The organism is Halorussus ruber (assembly GCF_004765785.1).
In the GTDB taxonomy this organism is placed as follows: domain Archaea; phylum Halobacteriota; class Halobacteria; order Halobacteriales; family Haladaptataceae; genus Halorussus; species Halorussus ruber.
The window spans coordinates 40,779-59,789 of record NZ_SBIT01000007.1; the positions used below are offsets into that span (position 1 = coordinate 40,779).

General features: G+C 65.0%; 24 protein-coding genes and 1 pseudogene. 14 read left to right on the forward strand and 11 right to left on the reverse strand.

What is annotated here, in order from left to right; genetic code table 11:
- The first annotated feature begins 104 nt into the window (after positions 1 to 104).
- Entirely contained in the window at positions 105 to 1,646 is a 1,542-nt protein-coding gene (locus EPL01_RS11505) for a DUF790 family protein (RefSeq protein ID WP_135825419.1), read from the forward strand.
- On the opposite strand, the gene EPL01_RS11510 is transcribed toward EPL01_RS11505, so the two are convergent.
- Complete coding sequence (locus EPL01_RS11510) at positions 1,643 to 2,179, reverse strand: DUF7122 family protein (protein ID WP_135825420.1); 537 nt, start codon at positions 2,177 to 2,179, stop codon at positions 1,643 to 1,645. The genes EPL01_RS11505 and EPL01_RS11510 overlap by 4 nt on opposite strands.
- The gene (locus EPL01_RS11515) at positions 2,176 to 3,084 is read right to left on the reverse strand and encodes an RsmB/NOP family class I SAM-dependent RNA methyltransferase (RefSeq protein ID WP_135825421.1); all 909 of its coding nucleotides are present in this window, start codon (positions 3,082 to 3,084) and stop codon (positions 2,176 to 2,178) included. The genes EPL01_RS11510 and EPL01_RS11515 overlap by 4 nt, the downstream gene beginning before the upstream one ends.
- Before the next feature lie 112 nt (positions 3,085 to 3,196).
- On the opposite strand from EPL01_RS11515, the gene EPL01_RS11520 reads away from it, so the two are divergent.
- The 3 genes from EPL01_RS11520 to EPL01_RS11530 all read left to right on the forward strand — a co-directional run bounded on the left by EPL01_RS11520 (position 3,197) and on the right by EPL01_RS11530 (position 4,305).
- Complete coding sequence (locus EPL01_RS11520; protein ID WP_210424133.1) at positions 3,197 to 3,475, forward strand: hypothetical protein; 279 nt, start codon at positions 3,197 to 3,199, stop codon at positions 3,473 to 3,475.
- Positions 3,476 to 3,540: 65 nt separating this feature from the next.
- Entirely contained in the window at positions 3,541 to 3,909 is a 369-nt protein-coding gene (locus tag EPL01_RS11525; protein ID WP_135825422.1) for a hypothetical protein, read from the forward strand.
- Between the two features lie 138 nt (positions 3,910 to 4,047).
- On the forward strand, positions 4,048 to 4,305 hold the full coding sequence (locus tag EPL01_RS11530; protein WP_135825423.1) for a hypothetical protein: 258 nt from the start codon (positions 4,048 to 4,050) through the stop codon (positions 4,303 to 4,305).
- Here EPL01_RS11530 and EPL01_RS11535 read toward each other — a convergent pair.
- Positions 4,302 to 4,829, reverse strand: a complete 528-nt coding sequence (locus EPL01_RS11535; protein ID WP_135825424.1) for a nicotinamide-nucleotide adenylyltransferase — start codon at positions 4,827 to 4,829, stop codon at positions 4,302 to 4,304. The genes EPL01_RS11530 and EPL01_RS11535 overlap by 4 nt on opposite strands.
- Positions 4,830 to 4,999: 170 nt before the next feature.
- Here EPL01_RS11535 and lonB point away from each other — a divergent pair, with 170 nt between their 5' ends.
- A complete protein-coding gene (lonB, locus tag EPL01_RS11540) occupies positions 5,000 to 7,012 on the forward strand; it encodes an ATP-dependent protease LonB (RefSeq protein WP_135825425.1) in 2,013 nt (670 codons plus the stop codon).
- A 113-nt stretch (positions 7,013 to 7,125) separates the two neighbouring features.
- On the forward strand, positions 7,126 to 7,317 hold the full coding sequence (locus EPL01_RS11545; protein WP_135825426.1) for a hypothetical protein: 192 nt from the start codon (positions 7,126 to 7,128) through the stop codon (positions 7,315 to 7,317).
- Between the two features lie 12 nt (positions 7,318 to 7,329).
- Here the strand turns inward: EPL01_RS11545 and EPL01_RS11550 are convergent, their stop codons facing one another.
- Positions 7,330 to 7,917 carry a protoglobin domain-containing protein gene (locus tag EPL01_RS11550; protein ID WP_135825427.1) on the reverse strand — a complete coding sequence of 196 codons (588 nt, stop codon included), beginning with the start codon at positions 7,915 to 7,917 and terminating at the stop codon, positions 7,330 to 7,332.
- A gap of 241 nt (positions 7,918 to 8,158) precedes the next feature.
- On the opposite strand from EPL01_RS11550, the gene EPL01_RS11555 reads away from it, so the two are divergent.
- Positions 8,159 to 8,992, forward strand: coding sequence for an SDR family oxidoreductase (locus tag EPL01_RS11555; RefSeq protein ID WP_135825428.1), 834 nt, complete (start codon positions 8,159 to 8,161; stop codon positions 8,990 to 8,992).
- A 1-nt stretch (position 8,993) separates the two neighbouring features.
- Here the strand turns inward: EPL01_RS11555 and EPL01_RS11560 are convergent.
- Both EPL01_RS11560 and EPL01_RS11565 read right to left on the reverse strand, forming a co-directional pair.
- Positions 8,994 to 10,106: pseudogene (locus EPL01_RS11560) on the reverse strand (ArsA family ATPase); the annotation flags it as partial.
- Positions 10,107 to 10,443: 337 nt separating this feature from the next.
- Positions 10,444 to 10,665: a hypothetical protein gene (locus EPL01_RS11565; RefSeq protein ID WP_135825430.1), complete on the reverse strand. Its 222-nt coding sequence runs from the start codon at positions 10,663 to 10,665 to the stop codon at positions 10,444 to 10,446.
- A gap of 176 nt (positions 10,666 to 10,841) precedes the next feature.
- On the opposite strand from EPL01_RS11565, the gene EPL01_RS11570 reads away from it, so the two are divergent.
- The 4 genes from EPL01_RS11570 to EPL01_RS21630 all read left to right on the forward strand — a co-directional run bounded on the left by EPL01_RS11570 (position 10,842) and on the right by EPL01_RS21630 (position 13,379).
- Entirely contained in the window at positions 10,842 to 11,435 is a 594-nt protein-coding gene (locus EPL01_RS11570) for a flavin reductase family protein (RefSeq protein WP_135825431.1), read from the forward strand.
- Positions 11,432 to 12,358, forward strand: a complete 927-nt coding sequence (locus EPL01_RS11575) for an AAC(3) family N-acetyltransferase (protein WP_135825432.1) — start codon at positions 11,432 to 11,434, stop codon at positions 12,356 to 12,358. The genes EPL01_RS11570 and EPL01_RS11575 overlap by 4 nt, the downstream gene beginning before the upstream one ends.
- A gap of 118 nt (positions 12,359 to 12,476) precedes the next feature.
- A complete protein-coding gene (locus EPL01_RS11580; protein ID WP_135825433.1) occupies positions 12,477 to 13,196 on the forward strand; it encodes a hypothetical protein in 720 nt (239 codons plus the stop codon).
- 12 nt (positions 13,197 to 13,208) lie between these two features.
- Positions 13,209 to 13,379 (forward strand): hypothetical protein, encoded by a 171-nt coding sequence (locus tag EPL01_RS21630; protein WP_168215886.1) that lies wholly within the window; start codon positions 13,209 to 13,211, stop codon positions 13,377 to 13,379.
- Between the two features lie 43 nt (positions 13,380 to 13,422).
- Here EPL01_RS21630 and EPL01_RS11585 read toward each other — a convergent pair whose 3' ends face one another.
- The gene (locus EPL01_RS11585; RefSeq protein WP_135825434.1) at positions 13,423 to 13,755 is read right to left on the reverse strand and encodes a 2Fe-2S iron-sulfur cluster-binding protein; all 333 of its coding nucleotides are present in this window, start codon (positions 13,753 to 13,755) and stop codon (positions 13,423 to 13,425) included.
- Positions 13,756 to 13,874: 119 nt separating this feature from the next.
- Here EPL01_RS11585 and EPL01_RS11590 point away from each other — a divergent pair, with 119 nt between their 5' ends.
- On the forward strand, positions 13,875 to 15,245 hold the full coding sequence (locus EPL01_RS11590) for a geranylgeranyl reductase family protein (protein WP_135825435.1): 1,371 nt from the start codon (positions 13,875 to 13,877) through the stop codon (positions 15,243 to 15,245).
- A gap of 73 nt (positions 15,246 to 15,318) precedes the next feature.
- Here the strand turns inward: EPL01_RS11590 and EPL01_RS21635 are convergent, their stop codons facing one another.
- On the reverse strand, positions 15,319 to 15,471 hold the full coding sequence (locus EPL01_RS21635) for a hypothetical protein (protein ID WP_168215887.1): 153 nt from the start codon (positions 15,469 to 15,471) through the stop codon (positions 15,319 to 15,321).
- A gap of 107 nt (positions 15,472 to 15,578) precedes the next feature.
- Here EPL01_RS21635 and EPL01_RS11595 point away from each other — a divergent pair, with 107 nt between their 5' ends.
- Entirely contained in the window at positions 15,579 to 16,232 is a 654-nt protein-coding gene (locus EPL01_RS11595) for a hypothetical protein (protein ID WP_135825436.1), read from the forward strand.
- 274 nt (positions 16,233 to 16,506) lie between these two features.
- On the opposite strand, the gene EPL01_RS11600 is transcribed toward EPL01_RS11595, so the two are convergent.
- Entirely contained in the window at positions 16,507 to 17,253 is a 747-nt protein-coding gene (locus tag EPL01_RS11600) for a proteasome assembly chaperone family protein (protein ID WP_135825437.1), read from the reverse strand.
- A 189-nt stretch (positions 17,254 to 17,442) separates the two neighbouring features.
- Between EPL01_RS11600 and EPL01_RS11605 the strand changes: the two genes are divergently transcribed.
- Positions 17,443 to 18,201, forward strand: a complete 759-nt coding sequence (locus EPL01_RS11605) for an SAM hydrolase/SAM-dependent halogenase family protein (RefSeq protein WP_135825438.1) — start codon at positions 17,443 to 17,445, stop codon at positions 18,199 to 18,201.
- Positions 18,202 to 18,243: 42 nt separating this feature from the next.
- Here EPL01_RS11605 and EPL01_RS11610 read toward each other — a convergent pair whose 3' ends face one another.
- Both EPL01_RS11610 and EPL01_RS11615 read right to left on the reverse strand, forming a co-directional pair.
- Positions 18,244 to 18,663, reverse strand: a complete 420-nt coding sequence (locus EPL01_RS11610) for a GNAT family N-acetyltransferase (RefSeq protein WP_135825439.1) — start codon at positions 18,661 to 18,663, stop codon at positions 18,244 to 18,246.
- Between the two features lie 69 nt (positions 18,664 to 18,732).
- Positions 18,733 to 19,005 carry a DUF7520 family protein gene (locus EPL01_RS11615; protein ID WP_135825440.1) on the reverse strand — a complete coding sequence of 91 codons (273 nt, stop codon included), beginning with the start codon at positions 19,003 to 19,005 and terminating at the stop codon, positions 18,733 to 18,735.
- Positions 19,006 to 19,011 lie beyond the last annotated feature (6 nt).

Below are 19,011 nucleotides of genomic sequence, written 5' to 3' on the forward strand. Positions count from 1 at the left end.
TGCTTGGCCCTGCGCTTCCGACCCTGTTCTGCCGACCCTGCGCTTCCGACCCCGCGCTTCCGAGGTTCCGACTGCTTTTGTACGCGCCGACCCCAGAGACAGGTATGCTGACGAAGGACCTGCTCCGCGTCTCCCGGGCGGGCGGTGGCTACCACCCGCAGTTCGCGGGCCGGGAGCATCGCCCGCTGGCCGCGCGGGTCCTCGGCACGTATCAGGGCCACGTCGGCGAACCTCGGAGCGACCTCGACGCCGCGCTCAAGGAGTTGGAAGCCGACGCGGACCACTTCAAACTCGTCCGGGGATTCGCCAAACTGCTGGACCGCGAGGCCGTCTTCGAGACCGAGGCCGCGGTCCCCCCGGAGCGCGCCCGCCGGGCCGCCTTCGAGGAGGCCGAGGCGGTCGGCGTGGTCTCGGAGGCGGAGCGCGCCGAGGCCCTCCAGCGGGCGGGCCAGCGGCTCGCGGCCGACCCCGAGGCGGTCGCCGACTCCCTCTACGCCGACTTGGACGAGCGACAGGTACTTGCCGAGTTCGACGCCCGGTGGAGTCCCGACGAACTGCTGGCGCAGTACAACCTCTCACTCGCCCAGACAGCCCTTTTCGATGCGACCGAACTCCGAGTCCGGACCGCCGACCCGAAGGCGCTGGTCTCGGCGGTCAAGCGCCTGCGACTGATGTACGAGATTCGGAAGTCTGGAGGCGGGGCAGACGGAGGGGGCGACAAGAAATCCCTCTCGGACCGCGAGGTCGTCGTCACCGGGCCGGACGCCCTCTTCCGCTCGACGCGCCGGTACGGGACCCGGTTCGCGCGCCTCCTCCGGACCGTCGCCAAGGCCGACTCGTGGACGCTCTCGGCGACTATCGACGACTACGGCACCGAGCGAACCCTCTCGCTGTCGGACGCCGACCCGATCCGCGTCCCCGGCACCGAACCGGTCGCGGACGTGACCTTCGACAGCGGCGTCGAGGCCGACTTCGCCGCCCGGTTCGAGTCCCTGGACTTGGACTGGGAACTCACCCGCGAACCCGAACCCCTCGAAACCGGCGCGCGGGTCATGATTCCGGACTTCGCGTTCGACTATCAGCACGGCGACTTCCGCGCGTTCTTCGAGGTCATGGGCTTCTGGACGCCCGAGTACGTCGAGAAGAAACTGAGCCAACTCGAAACTGTCGAGGACGTGGAACTGCTGGTCGCGGTGGACGAGAGTCTCGGCGTCGGCGAGGACATCGAGGCACGCGACCACCGCGCGATTCCCTACTCGGGGACGATTCGAATTAAGGACGTGCGCGACGCCCTCCGGCGCTACGAGGAGGAACTGGTCGCCGAGAACGCCGCCGACCTCCCCGACGAAATCGTCCCCGAGGCCGACGCAATCACGCTCGAAGCCCTCGCCGAGGAGCGCGGCGTCAGCGAGGACGCTATCGAGGCCAAGTCCTTCCCCGACCACGAGCGCGTCGGTCGGATCCTCGTCCGGCCGTCGGTCCTCGCCGACCTCGCCGACGAAATCGAGGACGGGATGGCGTTCTCGACGGTCGAAGACGCGCTGGCCGAGCGCGGGATTGGAGACGCCAGCGCGCTCCTCTCGGAGTTAGGATTCGCAGTCGAGTGGGAGGGACTGAGCGGCGGGACGGTCCGGAAGAGAAATTAAAGGTCCCGCTGGCGGCCCTTCGGCACGGGACTCCGGAGTTCCCCGTGAACGTAGAGGCCGACGCCGAGGGGTTCGGGGTCCCCGGCGAGGTCGTGGCTCACGACCAGGTAGCCCCAGTCGCCGTCCCAGTCCAACTCTTGGTCCTCGCCGCGGACGAAGCGCCGGGCCTGCTCGCGGGTGACTTCCACGACGTTCTTGCTCGCCTCGCGGCCGAACCGCTGGACCGCGTTGGTCGTCGGCTTCCAGTGTTCTTGGCGAGTGCGGAGGAACTTCATCCCGAGGGCCTCGATTCGGAGGGGCGAGGAGATGTCGCCGTGAAGAATCCAGATTTTGCCCTTGCCCTTCTCCCAGAAGGTGTACTCCTCGAAGGTCTCGGGCGGAATCTCGAATCGCTGGTCCCACCAGTCCAGCACCTCTTGTCGGGTCGCCCGCCCCTCGACTTCGCGCTCCTCGGCGGTGGCGGGCAGGCGGTCGAACTGCTGGCCGTCGTTCGTGGGGGTTTCGTCTGTCGGGTCGTTCGATTGCTCTGTCATCCCTCCACCTCCAGTTTCGCGCAGAAGAACCCGCCCGTGTCGTTGTGGTGCGGGTAGAACCGCTTGGCCTTCCGGACGCTCTCGTCGTACTCCTCGCCCTCGAACTCGGTGACGCCGGGCCGGGAGTCGAGGCCGAGGTCGAACTCGACCAGTCGGCAGTCCTCCTCGTCGAGGACGTAATCGAGGACGGCCTCGTTCTCCTCGGGCGCGAAGGTGCAGGTCGAGTAGACCACGGTGCCGCCCTCTCCGGTCGCCTGAACCGCGCGCCGGAGGATGCCCTTCTGGACGCCCGCGACGCTCCGGACGTGGTCCATCGTCCAGTCGTCCAGCGCGGTCGGGTTCTTCCGGATGGTGCCCTCACACGAGCAGGGCACGTCCACCAGCGCCTTGTCGAAGGCCGAGAAGTCGAAGGGCTTGAGCGAGAAGTTCCGCGAGTCGGTGTTGGTGACCGCGGTGTTGGTGACGCCCAGTCGCTCGGTGTTGAACCGCAGGGCCGAGAGCCTCCCGAGGTTGTTGTCGTTGGCGACGACCAGTCCCTCGTCGTCCATCAGCGCCGAGAGCTGGGTGGTCTTGCTCCCCGGCGCGGCGCAGGCGTCCCAGACGCGCTCGCCGGGTTCCGGCGCGAGGACTTCGGCCGGAATCGCCGAGACCTCCTCTTGGCCGTGAATCCAGCCGTGATAGGACGCCCACGTGCTTCCGGGGTTGTCGGTGTCCAACTCCAAGACCGTCTCGGACCACTCGCGGTCGGTCCACCCGACGCCCTCCTCGTCCAGCGCCGCCTTCGCGCGCTCCGGGGTCGCCTTGATGGTGTTGACCCGGACGACCGAGGGAAGCGTGCGCTGGCAGGCTTCGAGGAAAGCGTCGAACTCCTCGACCAGCGGTTCGTACCGCTCCAGTTTCTCCATTGGCGGTGGCTTGGTGCGAGCGGCGTTTGTGGGTTTCGGAAGGCGAGCGACCAGCCCTGACGCCTGCTCGCTGGCCGTAGGCGTTACCCGTCTCTCCACCGTCAACTGACCCATGGCGAACGCAAACGCGCCCGACGACGTGGACTGGGACGAGGCCGCGCGGATGGAACTCGAACCCGACGCCATCCACGAGAGCAACGACGGCTACTACTTCGACTGCCCGGAGTGCGGGTCTCCGGCGACCATCGAGAACATCATCGAGAAGGGCCGGTGCAACGGCTTCCTGAACGAGCAGGTCGAGGGCATCGACGTCGACGTGGAGAACGTCTCCTGCTCGGCGCTCCTCCAGCTCGAACTGGCCTACACCGCCGACTCCGAACCAGAGACGTAGAATCGCTAACAGGAGCGTAGCGGCGATTAGCAACCGTTTTAGGGCCGTCCCGTCTGGGGTCGTGCATGGACCCGATGGGTGGGAGAGAGGGGACCCGAACGCAGTTGCTTCGGAGTATCGCACTTCTGGTCGCAGTCGTCGGGATGCTCACAGTCGGCACGCTCGGCCCGGGCGCATTCACGCTCGAATCGGCCGTCGCGGCCGCCGCCGCGGTCAGCACCGCGAGTCAGTCGGCGTCGCCAGCGCCGCTGGTCGCCGCCGGGCTGTTCGTCGGCGGCGTCCTGCTGGCGGTTCACGCCGAGTTCGGACTCTTCGGTCCCGTCAACCCGAACTCTTCCGGGAGATGGGCGTCCTGCCGCATCTGCGACCACCGAATCGACGCCGGACGAAGCGAGTGCCCCTACTGCCGCACCAGCGACCCGGTAGAGGAGTAGCGCACCGGACTGCGGAGCGCGCTCGACTGAACTCACCACTGCCAAACAGAGCCTCCTCTCCGATACGATTCAGAAAGACAACTGTCTCCCAGTCAATAACTCGACAATACTTTCACTCGTCCAGAGAACCACAGCAACGTGAACAAACGCTGGCTCGCGGTCTCGCTCGCCCTCGTCGCGGTCGGGATTCCACTCGTCTACGTCGGTTGGACCAGCCGAGGATGCACGCTCGCCGGATGTCCCGAGTCCGCGAAGCACGCCCCGCGACTGGTCGTCCGGTGGTACGGAATCGGCTTCTCCGACGGGTGCAACGTCTGCATGCTCAACACGCCCGCACTACTGGGTGGCCTCGCGGCCCTTCTCGGAAGCTACTGGACCGGGAGAAAGGCCCTCTAAGACGGAGTCGCCCCGTTCGAGTCCGAATCGCTCACGCGCCGAATTCGCTCCAGACCGCCGGTCTCCTCGACGACTTCGACGACCGCGTCCGGGACCAGCGACTCCCAGTCGTCGCCCGCTATCATCCGGTCGCGGACCTCGGTGCCCTCCAGCACGTCGCGGTTGTACATCGGCGACTGGCGCACCTCGACGCCCGCCTCCTCGAACAGTTGGATGACGAGGGGATTGTTCGAGTAGGCCACGTCGAAGTCCGGACTCATGCTCTGGACGTGACTGACCCACACCGAGTTTCGGTCCAAGTCCTCGATTGGGACCGCGTAGGTCACGAGGTCCTCGTCCACGAGCGACTTGGTTATCATCATGATGCGCTCGCCAGCGGTGAAGGGGTCGTGTCGCGTGTGGGAGTCGCCCGCGCTCCCGATGCCGAGGACCAACTCGTCTACCTCCTCGGCGATGCTCTGGACCACGTTGTGGTGGCCGTTGTGGTAGGGCTGAAACCGCCCGATGTAAAATCCGCGAGTCATACGTACCGTTGCACGGCGCGGTTTTATAAGGGTGGCGAGTCTCCGCGTCCAGAGAAAACGGCGGTTTCGGCCGGTTTCTCCGGAAGTCTGACGTAGCCGCCTCGGGCGAATCGAGGGAGAAAGTATATCAATTCTCCAGCCCTCAATTCAGACACGTACAGGACAGTTCTATGAGCAAGGACACCGATAACGAGGCTCCGCCGCCGGAGCAAACGACCGAGCAGGGGGGCTCGGAGTTCGAGGACCTCGGCAGCGACGTCGAACCCGATATCGCAGACGACGCCGCAGTCGAGGCCGATTTGCTCGGCGGTCTGGAGATCGAGACTACCGACGAGATAGATATTCCCGACCGACTGGTGGACCAGGTCATCGGGCAGGACCACGCCCGCGACGTGGTCCAGAAGGCGGCCAAGCAGCGCCGCCACGTCATGATGATCGGCACGCCCGGTACGGGCAAGTCGATGCTGGCGAAGGCGATGAGCGAACTCCTCCCGAAGGAGGACCTTCAGGACGTACTCGTCTACCACAACCCCGACGACGGCAACGAACCGAAGGTTCGGACCGTCCCCGCGGGCAAGGGCGACCAGATTATCGAGGCCCACAAGGAGGAGGCCCGCAAGCGCAACCAGATGCGCTCGTTCCTGATGTGGGTCATCATCGCCATCGTGGTGGGCTACTCGCTGCTCATCGCAACCCGGCCGCTGCTGGGCATCCTCGCGGCTGGCGTCATCTACCTCGCGTTCCGCTACGGCTCGCGGGGCAACGACGCGATGATTCCCAACCTGCTGGTCAACCACGCCGACCAGACCACCGCGCCCTTCGAGGACGCCACCGGTGCCCACGCCGGTGCGCTGCTGGGCGACGTTCGCCACGACCCCTTCCAGTCCGGCGGGATGGAGACCCCGAGCCACGACCGCGTGGAGCCGGGTGCCATCCACAAGGCCAACAAGGGCGTGCTGTTCGTGGACGAGATCAACACCCTCGACATCCGGTCCCAGCAGAAGCTGATGACCGCGATTCAGGAGGGCGAGTTCTCCATCACGGGCCAGTCCGAGCGCTCCTCGGGCGCGATGGTCCAGACCGAACCCGTCCCCTGTGACTTCATCATGATCGCCGCGGGGAACATGGACGCGATGGAGAACATGCACCCCGCCCTGCGCTCGCGTATCAAGGGATACGGGTACGAGGTCTACATGGACGACACCATCGAGGACACCCCGGAGATGCGCCGGAAGTACACCCGGTTCATCGCCCAAGAGGTCGAGAAGGACGGCCGCCTCCCGCACTTCAACGAGGAGGCCGTCGAGGAGGTCATCCTCGAAGCCCAGCGCCGGTCGGGCCGCAAGGACCACCTCACCCTCAAACTGCGTGACCTCGGCGGACTCGTTCGCGTCGCGGGCGACATCGCTCGCGCCGAGAACAAAGACCAGACCGAGCGCGAGGACGTCTTGCAGGCCAAGCGCCGGAGTCGCTCCATCGAGCAGCAGGTCGCCGACGAGTACATCGAACGCCGCAAGGACTACGAACTCACCGTCAACGCGGGCGACGTGGTCGGCCGCGTCAACGGACTCGCAGTCATGGGCGAGGACTCCGGTATCGTCCTCCCCGTGATGGCGGAGGTCACGCCCTCGCAGGGGCCGGGCGAAGTCATCGCCACCGGGCAACTCAAGGACATGGCCGCCGAGGCAGTCCAGAACGTCTCTGCCATCATCAAGAAGTTCAGCGACGAGGACATCTCCGAGAAGGACGTTCACATCCAGTTCGTGCAAGCGGGCCAGCAGGGCGTGGACGGCGACTCGGCGTCGATTACGGTCGCCACCGCGGTCATCTCCGCGCTGGAGGACATCTCCGTCGAGCAGGACCTCGCCATGACCGGTTCGCTGTCGGTCCGGGGCGACGTGCTTCCGGTCGGCGGCGTCACCCACAAAATCGAGGCCGCCGCGAAGGCGGGTCTCGACCGGGTCATCATCCCGAAGGCCAACGAGGACGACGTGATGATAGAAGAGGAGTACGAGGAGCAGATCGAAATCATCCCCGTCTCCCACATCAGCGAAGTGCTGGAAGTCGCCCTCGCGGGCGAGGCCGAGAAGGACAGTCTCGTGGACCGCCTGAAGAACATCACCGGGTCGGCGCTCGACCGACAGGTCGGTCGTCAGGGCACCGGCAGTCCGAGCCCGCAGTAACTCGGACAGTCTTCTTTCACTTGCGATTCGAGGACGGCGAGCGTCCCGTCTGCCGTTTTCGCCGACCGGGAACGATAGATGCTTATTTTAACAGACCTATCGTATCGAAGGACATGGGACTCAAAAAGAGCCTCCTGAACGGTATCGTCGCGTTCGTCGTCGCAACGCTGGCCGCGCGAGCGGTCGGCGGCGACGGCACGAAGACCGGCCTGATGACCGGTAGTTCGGTGGCGATTGCGTCACTGCTGTCCGGCGGGTCCGACAGCACCGAAATCGAGTTCGAAGACGACGCCGCCGCCGAGTAGATTCGACCCCGGTCAGAAATCGTCCTCTTTTGCGTAGGGTTGACTCCAGAGGGTCACCTGTAGCACCACCGACTTGAACCACGCGTCGTGCATCTTTCGGACCGTCTCGTCGTCGTGGTCGCTGTTCTCGAGGAACTGGCGAATCGTCGCGGTAATCGGGTAGACGAACGCTATCATGTACCGAAGGTGGACGATGGGAACTGAGTCCACCTCGTCGGTCTGGTTCTTCTTGTCGCGGTGCCGGAGCGCGATTTCGTGCTGGTAGTCGAGCCACTCCTCGTCGTAAGGCGGGTTGCAGGTGTCACGAATCCACTGGCCGAATCGCTCGCGCACCCGGTCGAGGTACTCCTCGATGGGTTCGCCCTCGGGCGTGGCGAAGTACTTAAGCAGGAAGTCGTGGTCGCCGACGAACCCGTACCACACCTCAAGCACGTCGTCGATTTGGTCCTCCAGCACGTCGCCCGCCATCCGGAGGTGTTTCTCGTCCTCGTCGGACCACATCACCGTCTGCTGTAACTTCTCGAACTCCTCGGCCGTCACGGGCGATTCGGCCACCGACTCCTCGCCGTAGGTGTAGCCCGGAATGTCGCTCTCGCTCATGGGTATCCCGGTGACACCACACCACGAGAGCTGTTAACAATTATCTAGGATAAGGGAGGGGTCAGGTTCGGAAAACGCCTTCCGAGTCTCCCAGCCGGTCGGAGTTGGGGAGGGTCACGTGCGCGCAGTCCTGCGCGTACGAGATGAAAATATTATACTTCCGGGGCAGACACCCGTCTCTACCTCCGCGCTATACCCGCGGAGCGACGAAACTTAACTGTCCCCGCCCCGACGTGTGAGTGTGACCGAAACCGTTCTCATCACTGGTTGCTCGTCGGGCATCGGACGCGAGACGGCCCACGTCTTCCTCGAAGACGGGTGGGAAGTCTACGCGACCGCCCGGAACCCCGCCGACATCCAAGCGCTCGGCGAGGCCGGGGCCAACATCGGGACCCTCGACGTGACCGACGAAGACGACGTGGAGCGCACGGTCGAACGTATCATCGACGAGCAGGGCCGCATCGACTGTCTGGTCAACAACGCCGGGTACGCGCAGGTCGGCCCCGTCGAGGACGTGCCCGTAGAGCGCGTCGAGGAGCAGTTCGAGGTCAACGTCTTCGGCCCGCACCGCCTCGCCCGCGAGGTCCTGCCCCACATGCGAGAGCGCCGGACCGGCACCATCGTCAACGTCTCCAGCGTCGCCGGTCGGGTCGCCACGCCCGGCATCGGCATCTACAACGGGTCGAAGTTCGCCATGGAGGGGATTTCGGACGCGCTCCGGCCCGAAGTGGACGAGTACGGCATCGACGTGGTGCTGGTCGAACCCGGCCCGGTCGACACCGCCTTCGCCGAGCGCGCGAACGACGAAATCGATGGGCTGGAGCGGTCCGGAGCCTACGACTCGCTGTACTCCGTACTGGAGGACACCGAGGCCATCGGCGGCGGCGGTCCCGGCGCGGTCGAACCCCGGCGCGTGGCCGAGACGATTCTCGACGCCGCGAACCTGACCGACCCCGCGGCGCGCTATCCGGTCGGGCAGGTGGCCAAGGTGTCGCTGCTCGCGCGGTTCCTCCCCGCGAAGTTGCAGGACAAGCTCTACGGACTCCTGATCTCGTTCGCCGGACGAGTCCGCTGAATCAGTCTAAGCAGTTCGCCACGAGCGCGAGCATCCGCTCGCCCCGCACCTCGTCGGCCAGCAGGGGCACGCGCTTGACGTCGTGGCCGCGGAAGACCTCCTGAGCTTCCTTGAGGGCGTCCTGCTGGACCTCCCAGCGGCGCTGGCAGAACTCGCAGGTGTCGAGGTTCGGCGAGACGAAGGCGTCGGTGTCGGTCTCCTCGCCCGCCACGTCGGTCAAGTCCTCCATCACCTTGTTGACCACGACGGTCCCGACGGGGACCTCGAACTCCGCGAGTTGACCCAGCAGGCGCTTGGACTCGAAGACGCTCATCTCCTCGGGCACCATCACGACCCGGAAGTCGGTCTTCGAGGGGTCCCGCAGGGTCGCCCGCAGGCGCTCGATGCGGTCGCTGAGTTCTTCGAGGTCGTCGAGCCCCTGTTCGGGGTCGGCCTCCTCGCCGCCGAACATCCCCTTGACGCCCTCCATCATGCCCTGGAACTTCTGTTTCATCTTCATGATGCGCCCGACCATCGAGTCCATGAGTTCCGGCAGTTCCAGCAGTCGCAGGGTGTGGCCGGTCGGCGCGGTGTCCACGACGACGCGCTCGAACCGCTCGTCGTCCATGAACTCCAGCAGCTTCTGCATCGCGGCGGCCTCGTCCGCGCCGGGCATCGGCCCGCCCAGCATCGACTCCATCGGGTTCTCGCCGCCCAGCATCCCGCCGAGGCCGCCCATCGGGCCGCTGTCGTCGCCCATCGGTCCGGATGCAGGGTCTACTTCGTCGGCACTCCCGTCGCCCGCGGCTCCGCCGAACATCGCGTCGCCCTCCTCCATCGCCGCCTCGGGGTCGATTTCCGCGGCGTAGAGCGGCACGTCCTCGCGGATGCGCTCGGGACTCGCCGGGATGTCGGTCTCGAAGGTGTCCGACAGCGAGTGGGCCGGGTCGGTCGAGACCACCAGTGTCGAAGTACCGTCGCGGGCGCTGGCCAGTCCCGTCGCGGCCGCCATCGTGGTCTTGCCGACGCCGCCCTTCCCGCCGTAGAGGACGTACTCGGGCGCGTCTACCCCTTTCGGCACGTCGCTCTCGTCGATACGTTCGACCGCCTCGACGTCGAGTTCGCTCATTGCCGGAGGGTAGTCAGTCGGGACTTACGTACCCGTCGGTCTGGGGTATCGCGGCGGCGTCGCGGCGTCGGAACCGGCTTCCGTCCGAGCGCGGCGAGTGCCGAGAGAGCCGGTCCGGTCGCCCCGAAATAACTCTGTATTTCTAAAAGCATTGCTTCTATTGTCTTAGCGATTGTCTGCATTTGTCTCTGGAGCAACAGACGGTTGTATCGATGTGTATCCGAGGCCCGCGGAAGAAACCGCTACTCCTCGTCACGCTCGGCAGAACGCCCGCGATTCCGACGGTCGAGAAACAGCGACCCCGACGCGACTCGCCGAAAAACTAGATTGCCGGACGTTCTCCCTACCCGTCGTTCTCCTCGTTCGCCTCGGTGTGTTTGCCCTGCACCCGGTCGTGGTCGCCCTCCTCGTCGTCGGGGAGCGTCGCGGCGTCGGACTGGTCGGTCTGCTCGGGGTCCATCTCCTCGTCCACGCGCTCCATCTCCTCCTCGACTTCCTGTTCGCGCTCGGCCTCCATCTCCTCGCGTCGGTCGCTCTCGCTCTCGGCGGTCTCCTCGTCTACCATGGCTAAATCGTGGGCCGCGATAGCCTTTGACTTGGTGGCCTCCCGTCGAAAAGCGCCGCGCGCGCGCGGGACCGCGAGCGCGCGGCCCTTTCAACAGACGGAGACGCGGCGATTCAGAGACGCCGCGATTCGCCGCAAGCGCAACTACTTCCCCCGCGGGACCCTCACGCGACGACATGGAACTCGACCCCGACGAAGTCGGGTCGCTGTACCGGACCCTCGCTGGCGCGGTCGTCCCCCGGCCTATCGCGTGGGTCAGCACGACCAACCCCGACGGAATCGACAACCTCGCGCCCTACAGCTTCTTCAACGTCGTCGCCTACGACCCGCCGGTCGTGATGTTCGCGCCGGTGGACGACGACGACGCCCCCGGCGGCCTGAAGGACACGCCCCGGAACGTTCGGGAGACCGAGGAGTTCGTCGTCAACGTCGTCACCGAGTCGGTCGCCGAGGCGATGAACCAGACCAGCGCGACCCTCCCGGCGGGCGAGAGCGAGTTCGACCGCGCCGACCTCACCCGCGCCGACTCGACCGCGGTCACGCCGCCGCGAGTCGCCGAGTCGCCCGTCGCCTTCGAGTGTTCGCTCTACGAGATGGTGGACGTCGGCGAGTCCACGATGGTGCTGGGCGAAGTCGAGTGGGTCCACGTGGACGACGAGGTGACGACCGACGGAAAAATGGACGTGGAGAAACTGGATGCTGTCGGGCGACTGTCGGGAAGTTTATACGCGACGACGGAAAACCGATTCTCGATGGAGCGTCCCCCATGACTGACGAGAGCGCAGAAACCCACGATGACGAGACGACAGAAGACGAGAAGCCAGCAGACGAGAAGCCAGCAGACGCCGAACTCGAATCCGACGACGTGGACGTGCAGGGCGAAGCGAAGGCCATCGAGCGCACGGACGCCCCGCTGACGGTCGAGCGACTCGCCGAGGAGTTCCGGAATCTCGGCGTCGAAGCGGGCGACACCCTGCTGGTCCACTCCTCGATGTCGTCGCTCGGGTGGGTCGCGGTCGGCCCGACGACCGTGGTGGACGCGCTGATGGAAGTCGTCACCACCGACGGGACGCTCGTGATGCCCGCCCACTCGGGCCAGTACACCGACCCCGAGGGCTGGGAACACCCGCCCGTCCCCGACGACTGGGTCGAGGAGATTCGGGCCTCGCGGCCGCCCTTCCGCCCCGCCGTCACGCCGACCCGCGGAATGGGCGCGATTGGCGAGACCTTCCGGACCTACCCCGAGGCCCGACGAAGCCGCCACCCGATTTACTCCTTCTCGGCGTGGGGCGCGGACGCCGAGGAGATTGTCGCCGACCACGCCTACGACCACGGCCTCGGCGAGAAGTCGCCCCTCGCAGCGGTCTACGACCGCGAGGGGACCATCCTGATGCTCGGCACCGGCCACGAGACCAACACCTCGCTCCACCTCGCGGAACACCGCGCCGACCGCGAGCAGGAAATCGTGACCCAGTCCGCGCCGGTGCTGGACGAGAACGGCGAGCGCGTGATGAGAGAGTTCGAGGAGTTAGACTACAACTCCGACGACTTCCCCGAGGCAGGGCAGGACTTCGAAGAGGAGTATCCGGAGGCGGTCACTCGGGGGCGGGTCGGGTCCGGCGCGGCCAAACTCCTCGACCAGCGCGCCATCGTGGACTACGGCGCGGAGTGGTTCGAGACGAATCGGGAGTAGTCGGGGACCTCCCATCTAGTTCTCTCATCATGGCTCGGGTGATAGCCCTGTATTTTACAGAATCAACTAGTATTCATTCCGATAATATTTTAACGGTTCGTAGTCTAATACGACTACCGTGGAGCGCTGGATTCCATACATCCCACCTGGTTGGGCCGTGATACTCGACGGTGTAATCACTGCGATAGCGGTGGGGGTTTCGCTCTATATTCAGAATCCGAGTCAGAAGCTTATTAGACCAGTTCCAATAGGCGTCACTCTCGTCGTTGTTGCATTCCTAATAAGTAGCTTGGTCTCTTATGCGACACAGTATCAGGCGACGATGCGAGTCCAAGAAGATACTCAGCGGACGATTCTTGACATCGCACTAGAGCAACTTCTTTCCAAGTACCGGGACGAGATTGCAGACTGCGACCTTCGTGCAAACGTCATGTTGGTAAACCACCGTTGGGAATTCGCCATCCCACCGCATCGAAAGCGATATCTCAATTTTCAGGAAACACATGGCGGATACAGCGAAGCGGAACTCGAACAGGAGTACCCGTCTGGTGCAGGGTGTGCAGGGACTGCGTTGGAAAATGACAACCCGACATACTACGATTCTCAACAAAGAGATGGATTATCTCGGAGTTTAAGTCATACCCAGCAGGAGATAACATCACACGTGAATTCCATTCTAAGCGTTCCGATCTACCCGGATAGTGATCCTTCCAGACGGCCAATCGGTGTCTTAAGCATTGACAGTTCCGGAAATATAAGTGACACGAAGCTTGATGAGGAACAAGCACAAAGGCTTATGATGAAGTATGCTGGCGTTATTGGTGATGTGGTAAGCTGAGGTGGCCATCTCATGCCAGAACTCCACTCCAACACCGAACGGGACGACGCTGACGGTTGTACGACTGTCGAGTATACCGAACAGGAAAAGCGAGAACTATACAGAGTCACCGAGGAGGACATCCCTGAAATGACCGACTCACAGAGCTTCCGCGAACTCCTCGCCTCGATTATCCGCAAATAACTCTTGTTCTACGTGTCAGAAACTCGTTCTAGCAGTTCGTGGCTTAGTCGTCGGCCGCGGCGGGTTCGCTCTCCATCGCGGTGGCGTCGTCCTCGATGCTCGGCGGGTACTTCCCGCGGTCCAGCTTGAGGTCGCTGTTGGGCCGGGCCATGCAGGTCAGCGCGTAGTCCTCGGCCTCCTCCTCGGTCAGACCGCGGGCCGCGGGCTGGGTCACGTCGCCCTCCACGATTTCGGCCGAGCAGGCCAGACACATCCCGACGCGACAGGAGTACTCCTGCGCGATGCCCTCCTCGATGCACTTGCTCAGGATGGTCTCTTTGTCCGAGACTTCGATGGTCTCGCCCGTGCCGACGAACTCGACGGTGTACTCGGTCATGCCTCGTGCTACGAAACTCCCTCACTAAACTCTTTATCGCCGAGGCTATCCCCTGATCGCCAACAGAATCCCAGTTCGCGTATAAAGAGTTTTGCCCCCTCCGTCTCGTAGCCGAATGCATGGCTACGCACGAGTACGACATCGTCGTCGTCGGGGCGGGGACGGCGGGTTGTTACGCCGCCGCGACCGCCTCGAAGGCAGGGTACGATGTCGTCGTAGTGGAGCGAAAGAACGAGGAGGAAGCTGGCCACATCGCCTGTGGAGACGCGCTGAAGGGTGCGGACGCCTTTCCCGAGGCCATCCCCAAGTCCCAGTTAGAGCCGTCCTTTACGAACACGGGCGTCGACCACGGCCGGTTCGAGATACCGCAGGAGAACACGGTGCTGGAAATCCCGGTGCCCGGCGAGCTGGCGGTCATCGACCGCTGGGAGTACGGCCGCCGCATCATCGAGGGCGCGGAGAACGCGGGCGTCGAGTTCCACTACGACACGGTGGTCAAGGACGTGACCCAGCGCGAGGACGGCCGAGTCACCGGCGTTCGGGGCAAGCGCAAGGGCGACATCCACCGGTACGACGCCGACGTGGTCGTGGACGCCGCGGGGTCGCTGTCGATTCTGCAAGACAAGGCGAACCTCGAAGACGCCACCTTCGACACCAATGTCAACTACTCGCAGTTCTGTTCTGCCTACCGCGAAATCGTGGAAGTCGAGGAGCCGGTGCCGTGGGACGACGCGCTGGTGTTCAAGCCGACCGAGCGCGCGGCGGGCTACCTCTGGTACTTCCCGCGGACCGACACCGAGATTAACGCGGGCCTCGGCTTCCAGATGACCGAGGAGCCGATGCATCTGGTGGACGACCTCAAGCGCGACCTCCAGCAGCGTCCGGAGTTCGAGAACGCGACGGTCGAGGACAAACTGGGCGCGGCCCTGCCGACGCGCCGACCCTACGACTCGGCGACCGCGCCGGGATTCATGTCGGTGGGTGACGCCGCGGGTCACGTCAACCCGACCACGGGCGGCGGCATCGCTGGCGCGGCCTACGCCGGAAAGTACGCCGCCGAGGCCGCCATCGACGCCATCGAGCAGGGCGACGTGACCGAGGCCGCCCTCTGGGAGTACAACGAGCGCGTGATGGACCACTTCGGCGCGCGCTACGCCGGACTGGACGTGTACAACATCTTCTCGACCGCGGTGGACGTGGACGACCTGATGGGCCTGCTGGGCGCGCTCCCGGCGAGCAAGCTGGCGGAAGCCCTCTACTCGGGGTCGGCCAACGTCGGCTGGTGGCTCAAGATTCAGACCGCCATCAAGTCGGTCGGCCACTGGGACCTCATCTACGACCTCTACCAGACCAAGAACCTCGCCGACGACCTCATCGACCACTACGAGACCTACCCCAGCGACCCGCGGGGCCTCTCGGCGTGGCAGGAGAAGCGCGATTCGATTATGGACGACATCTACGCGACCACGGGCGCTGACCCGAAGTATTAACCACGGTCTTTTCACTGCGAGAGCAGTCGCTCACGGCGATTGCTCTCGACGAAAAACTCGACTATGCAGTTGGTTACTCCGACTCGGCTTTCTCGCGGAGGTCCTCGACCTCCTTCTGGATGCGACTCAGCGCGGCGTCGGCGTCCATGTAGCCCTTGTCGTACTCGCGGTAGACGGTGTCTGTCTCGCTCAGGAACTCCGAAACTGCGTCTTCGAGGTCGGTCATGGTCGAGATGAGTCACCGCGGGAGCAAAACACCGACGCTTTCGACTCCAGCGCGCGAGGAGTAGTTGATTCCGCAACAACTTTCCGGCCCGTCTCGGAGATTCGGATATGAACCGGCGCGCGGTGCTTCGAGTGGTCGGACTGAGCGCGACGGGAATCGCCGGATGTGTCGGATTCGGGTCCGAGGAGTCCGGTCCGACCACGGAAGCCACGACCTCGACCACCAGAGCGACAGCACGAACCACGACCGAGGGCGCGGCGTCGACAACGACGGACGGGACAACCCCAGCGACAGTCGAGACGACCGAAGACACGGGCGCATCGAGGACCGACAACTGTCCGCCGTCGGCGATTCCTGCGCGTCGGCGGCACGTCCGCAGCGATTACGGCCTCGGACTCGTCCGCGAGTCCGGACATCGTCCGGCGGTCACGGTCGTCGGCGATGAGTGGCGCTCGACGCTCCGAACGGACGAGGTGACCGACGCCGACGACGCCTTCCTGACCGAAACTGACTTCGAGCGATTCGCGGTGCTGGTCGTCCAGTACACGAAGAGCAGCGGCGGTCACGACCTCCGCGTGACTGACCTCGGAATCGACGGCCGAACCGTCCGCGCCGAGGTCTGCGTCGTCGCCGACGGTGCCACGAACGACGCGCCGACAGCGAACCTCCTCGTTCGCGTGCCCTACGAGGAGTCTCTACCAACTCGCGCAGAAGTCGAGATACGGACGCCGACCGGGCCTGTCACCGTCGCCAGCGAGTAGGTTAGACAAACCCGAAGATTCCCCTAAACAATCTATTTATTTCCTAAATATACAAAAATATTTCTTGGATGGGGCTGCGTTACCACCGGCGCATCGCACCAGCATCCGCGCGAGCGGAGCGAACGACGGCTCGTCAGAGCTTCGCTCTGACGGTGTTCTCCGTGAAAGTTTTGCCAGGGAGAAATCGCGGCGGAGCCGCGATTTCGACCGCACCGGAAGACAAACCGCGTCTTCCGAGCCTTTGCTCGCTACGCTCGCAAAGACAGCAAACGTTTCACTGGAACATCCGAAGCGGCTGGGCCTGCGAACTCTCGTCGGACTCGGCTTCCTGCATGCGCTGGGCGAGCTGCTCTTTCTGCTCGCTGATCTCCTCGGCGCGCTCCACGAGGTCACTGCTGTCGACTTCGACGCCGGTCAGGGGCGCAATCCCGCGTTCGATGAGGATGCGGGCGGCCTCGGGGTCGGGGAACTGCGGGTCGCTCTCCACGATGAGACCGAGCGCGTCGAGGTCTCGCGCGCCTGCCTCGTGGAGGAGCGCCCCTGTCGGACCGCTAATCGCGCCCTTGTCGCCGGGCGTGTCGATGTCCTGCTCGTCGAGGCGGTCGGCCACGTCGCCGGTTGCGACCCCGTAGAGCGACGGGATTTCGTCGGCCTCCTTCTTGTTGGGAAGCCCGCTCATGTAGATGGCGGTGGCGTCGTGGTCTTCGAGCCAGTTACTGATGCACGAGGAGAACTCCGAGGCCGCCGACGCCGAGACCGGCACGTCGCTCTGGAGGGCGACGAGATTGCGCTCCTCGTCGGCGTAGAGGCGGACCGGCGGTTGGAGTTCGCGGCTTCCGTCCTCGTAGACCGCGATTCGGGGCAGGCCCTCGCAGTCGATGCTGGCGAAGTACGTCATGTCGAACGTCTCCACGAGGTGGTCGGTTGCGATTTTCCCGACCAGTCCGATGCCCGGCAGTCCCTCGACCAGCGTGGGTCGGTCCAGTTCCACGTCCTCGGCGACGACCGTGACGTTTGCCATGTCCGGATTGTCGGGCAGAGAGCGCATAAAGGTCCGGGCTACGGGGCGTGTTTTGAGCGGCACGTTGGGGCGTGTTTTGGGCGGTGCGTCGTTTCGGTGTCTTTCGAAACGTCACTCCCGTCCGACTTCGCACCGCCGACCGCTCTGGAACGGGTGCGTTTTAGACGCAGGGGGCCGAACCCTTCGCGTATGATAACGCTCGCCTCAGACTTCGGCACGCCCTACCCCGCCGCGATGAAGGGCGTCGTGCTCCAGCGAACCGACGCGCGACTGGTGGACGTGGCCCACGATTTCCCCCGGCAAGACCTCCGCGCCGCCGGATTCTGGCTCCGCGAGGTCCTGCCGTACTTCCCCGCCGCGGTCCACCTCGTCGTCGTGGACCCCGGCGTCGGCACCGACCGGGCCGCGCTGGCGATTCGGGCGGGCGACCACGCCTTGGTCGGTCCGGACAACGGCGTCCTCCTCCCGGCGGCCCGCGAGCTGGCGGCCCGCGAGGGGGCCGACGTGGAGGTCTTCGAAGTCGAGTACGCCGACCCCGCGAGTTCCACCTTCCACGGTCGGGACGTGTTCGCGCCCGCCGCGGCCGCAATCCACGAGGAGGGCGTCGAGAACCTCCACGAGCGCGACGACGTGGTGCCCGTCGAGGAGTACCAGAACCTCCGATTCCCCGAACCGGAAATCGAGGACGGCACCGCGGTCGGCGAGGTCCTCGTCGTGGACGGGTTCGGCAACGTCGTGACCAACCTCCCCGGGGACCTCCTCGACGACCGCGAGGAAGTCGTCGTCAACGGCGAGTCCGCGCCGGTCGCGCAGGCCTACGACGAGGTCGGGCCGAACCAGCGCCTCGTCACGGTCGGAAGCCACGGCAACGTCGAACTCGCGGTCAACCGCGGCCGCGGCGACGAGGAATTCGGCGTCTCGGTCGGCGACGAGATTCGAATCGAGTGAAAACGAGCGAGCGGAATCGAGCAGTTCACTCGTATGTCACTTCTACAGCTCCGTCTCTACGACGTGTCCCCATCGCTCCATCCCCTCGGACTCGTAGAACCGGAGCGCGTCGTCGTTGCCGCCTCTGACGGCGAGCGCGACGTACTCGCAGTCTCGGTCCTCGGCCCACGACTCCACGAAGCCGAGCAGTTCCGCGCCGTGGCCTTGCCCGCGGTGGGCCTCGGCGACCACGAAGTCGTGAATCCACGCGTGGCGAGCGTGGTGGAGGACGCGCTGAATCGAGACTCCGGCGACCGCGACGAGATTCCCGCCTGCGAGCAGGCCGAACAGCCGATAGTCGTCCTCGTCGGCCCACGACCGGACGAACTCCTCGTCGGCGTCGGTCCAGAGTTGGCGCAGAATCGGGAGCGCGGCCGTCCACTCGGCCTCGGTCGTCAACTCCTGCACTCGGGTGTCGGTCATGCGAGACTCGTCGGAGGGCGGGTAAAAGGGCGTTTCGCCGACAGTTCTCCTACGGTCGTTCGTCCGTTTCTACGCTCGCTCGCCGGTCTGGTCGTCGTACCGGGCGGCCACGCTGACGAGGCCGAACAGGAGCGCCAGCACGCTCGCCGTCACGACCATCCCGAACGCGGCCATCGAGACCGGCGTCATCTGGAAGGAGACGACGCCCAGCAGGTCCATCGACACCGCTCGGTTCTGCCCGGACGCGCCGACGATTGCGCCGATACCGCCCGCCACGAGGACGACGATGACTGCGACCGCGGCGAAAATCGGTCGGCTGGAAATCGTCTCGTCAGTACTCACGCCCGG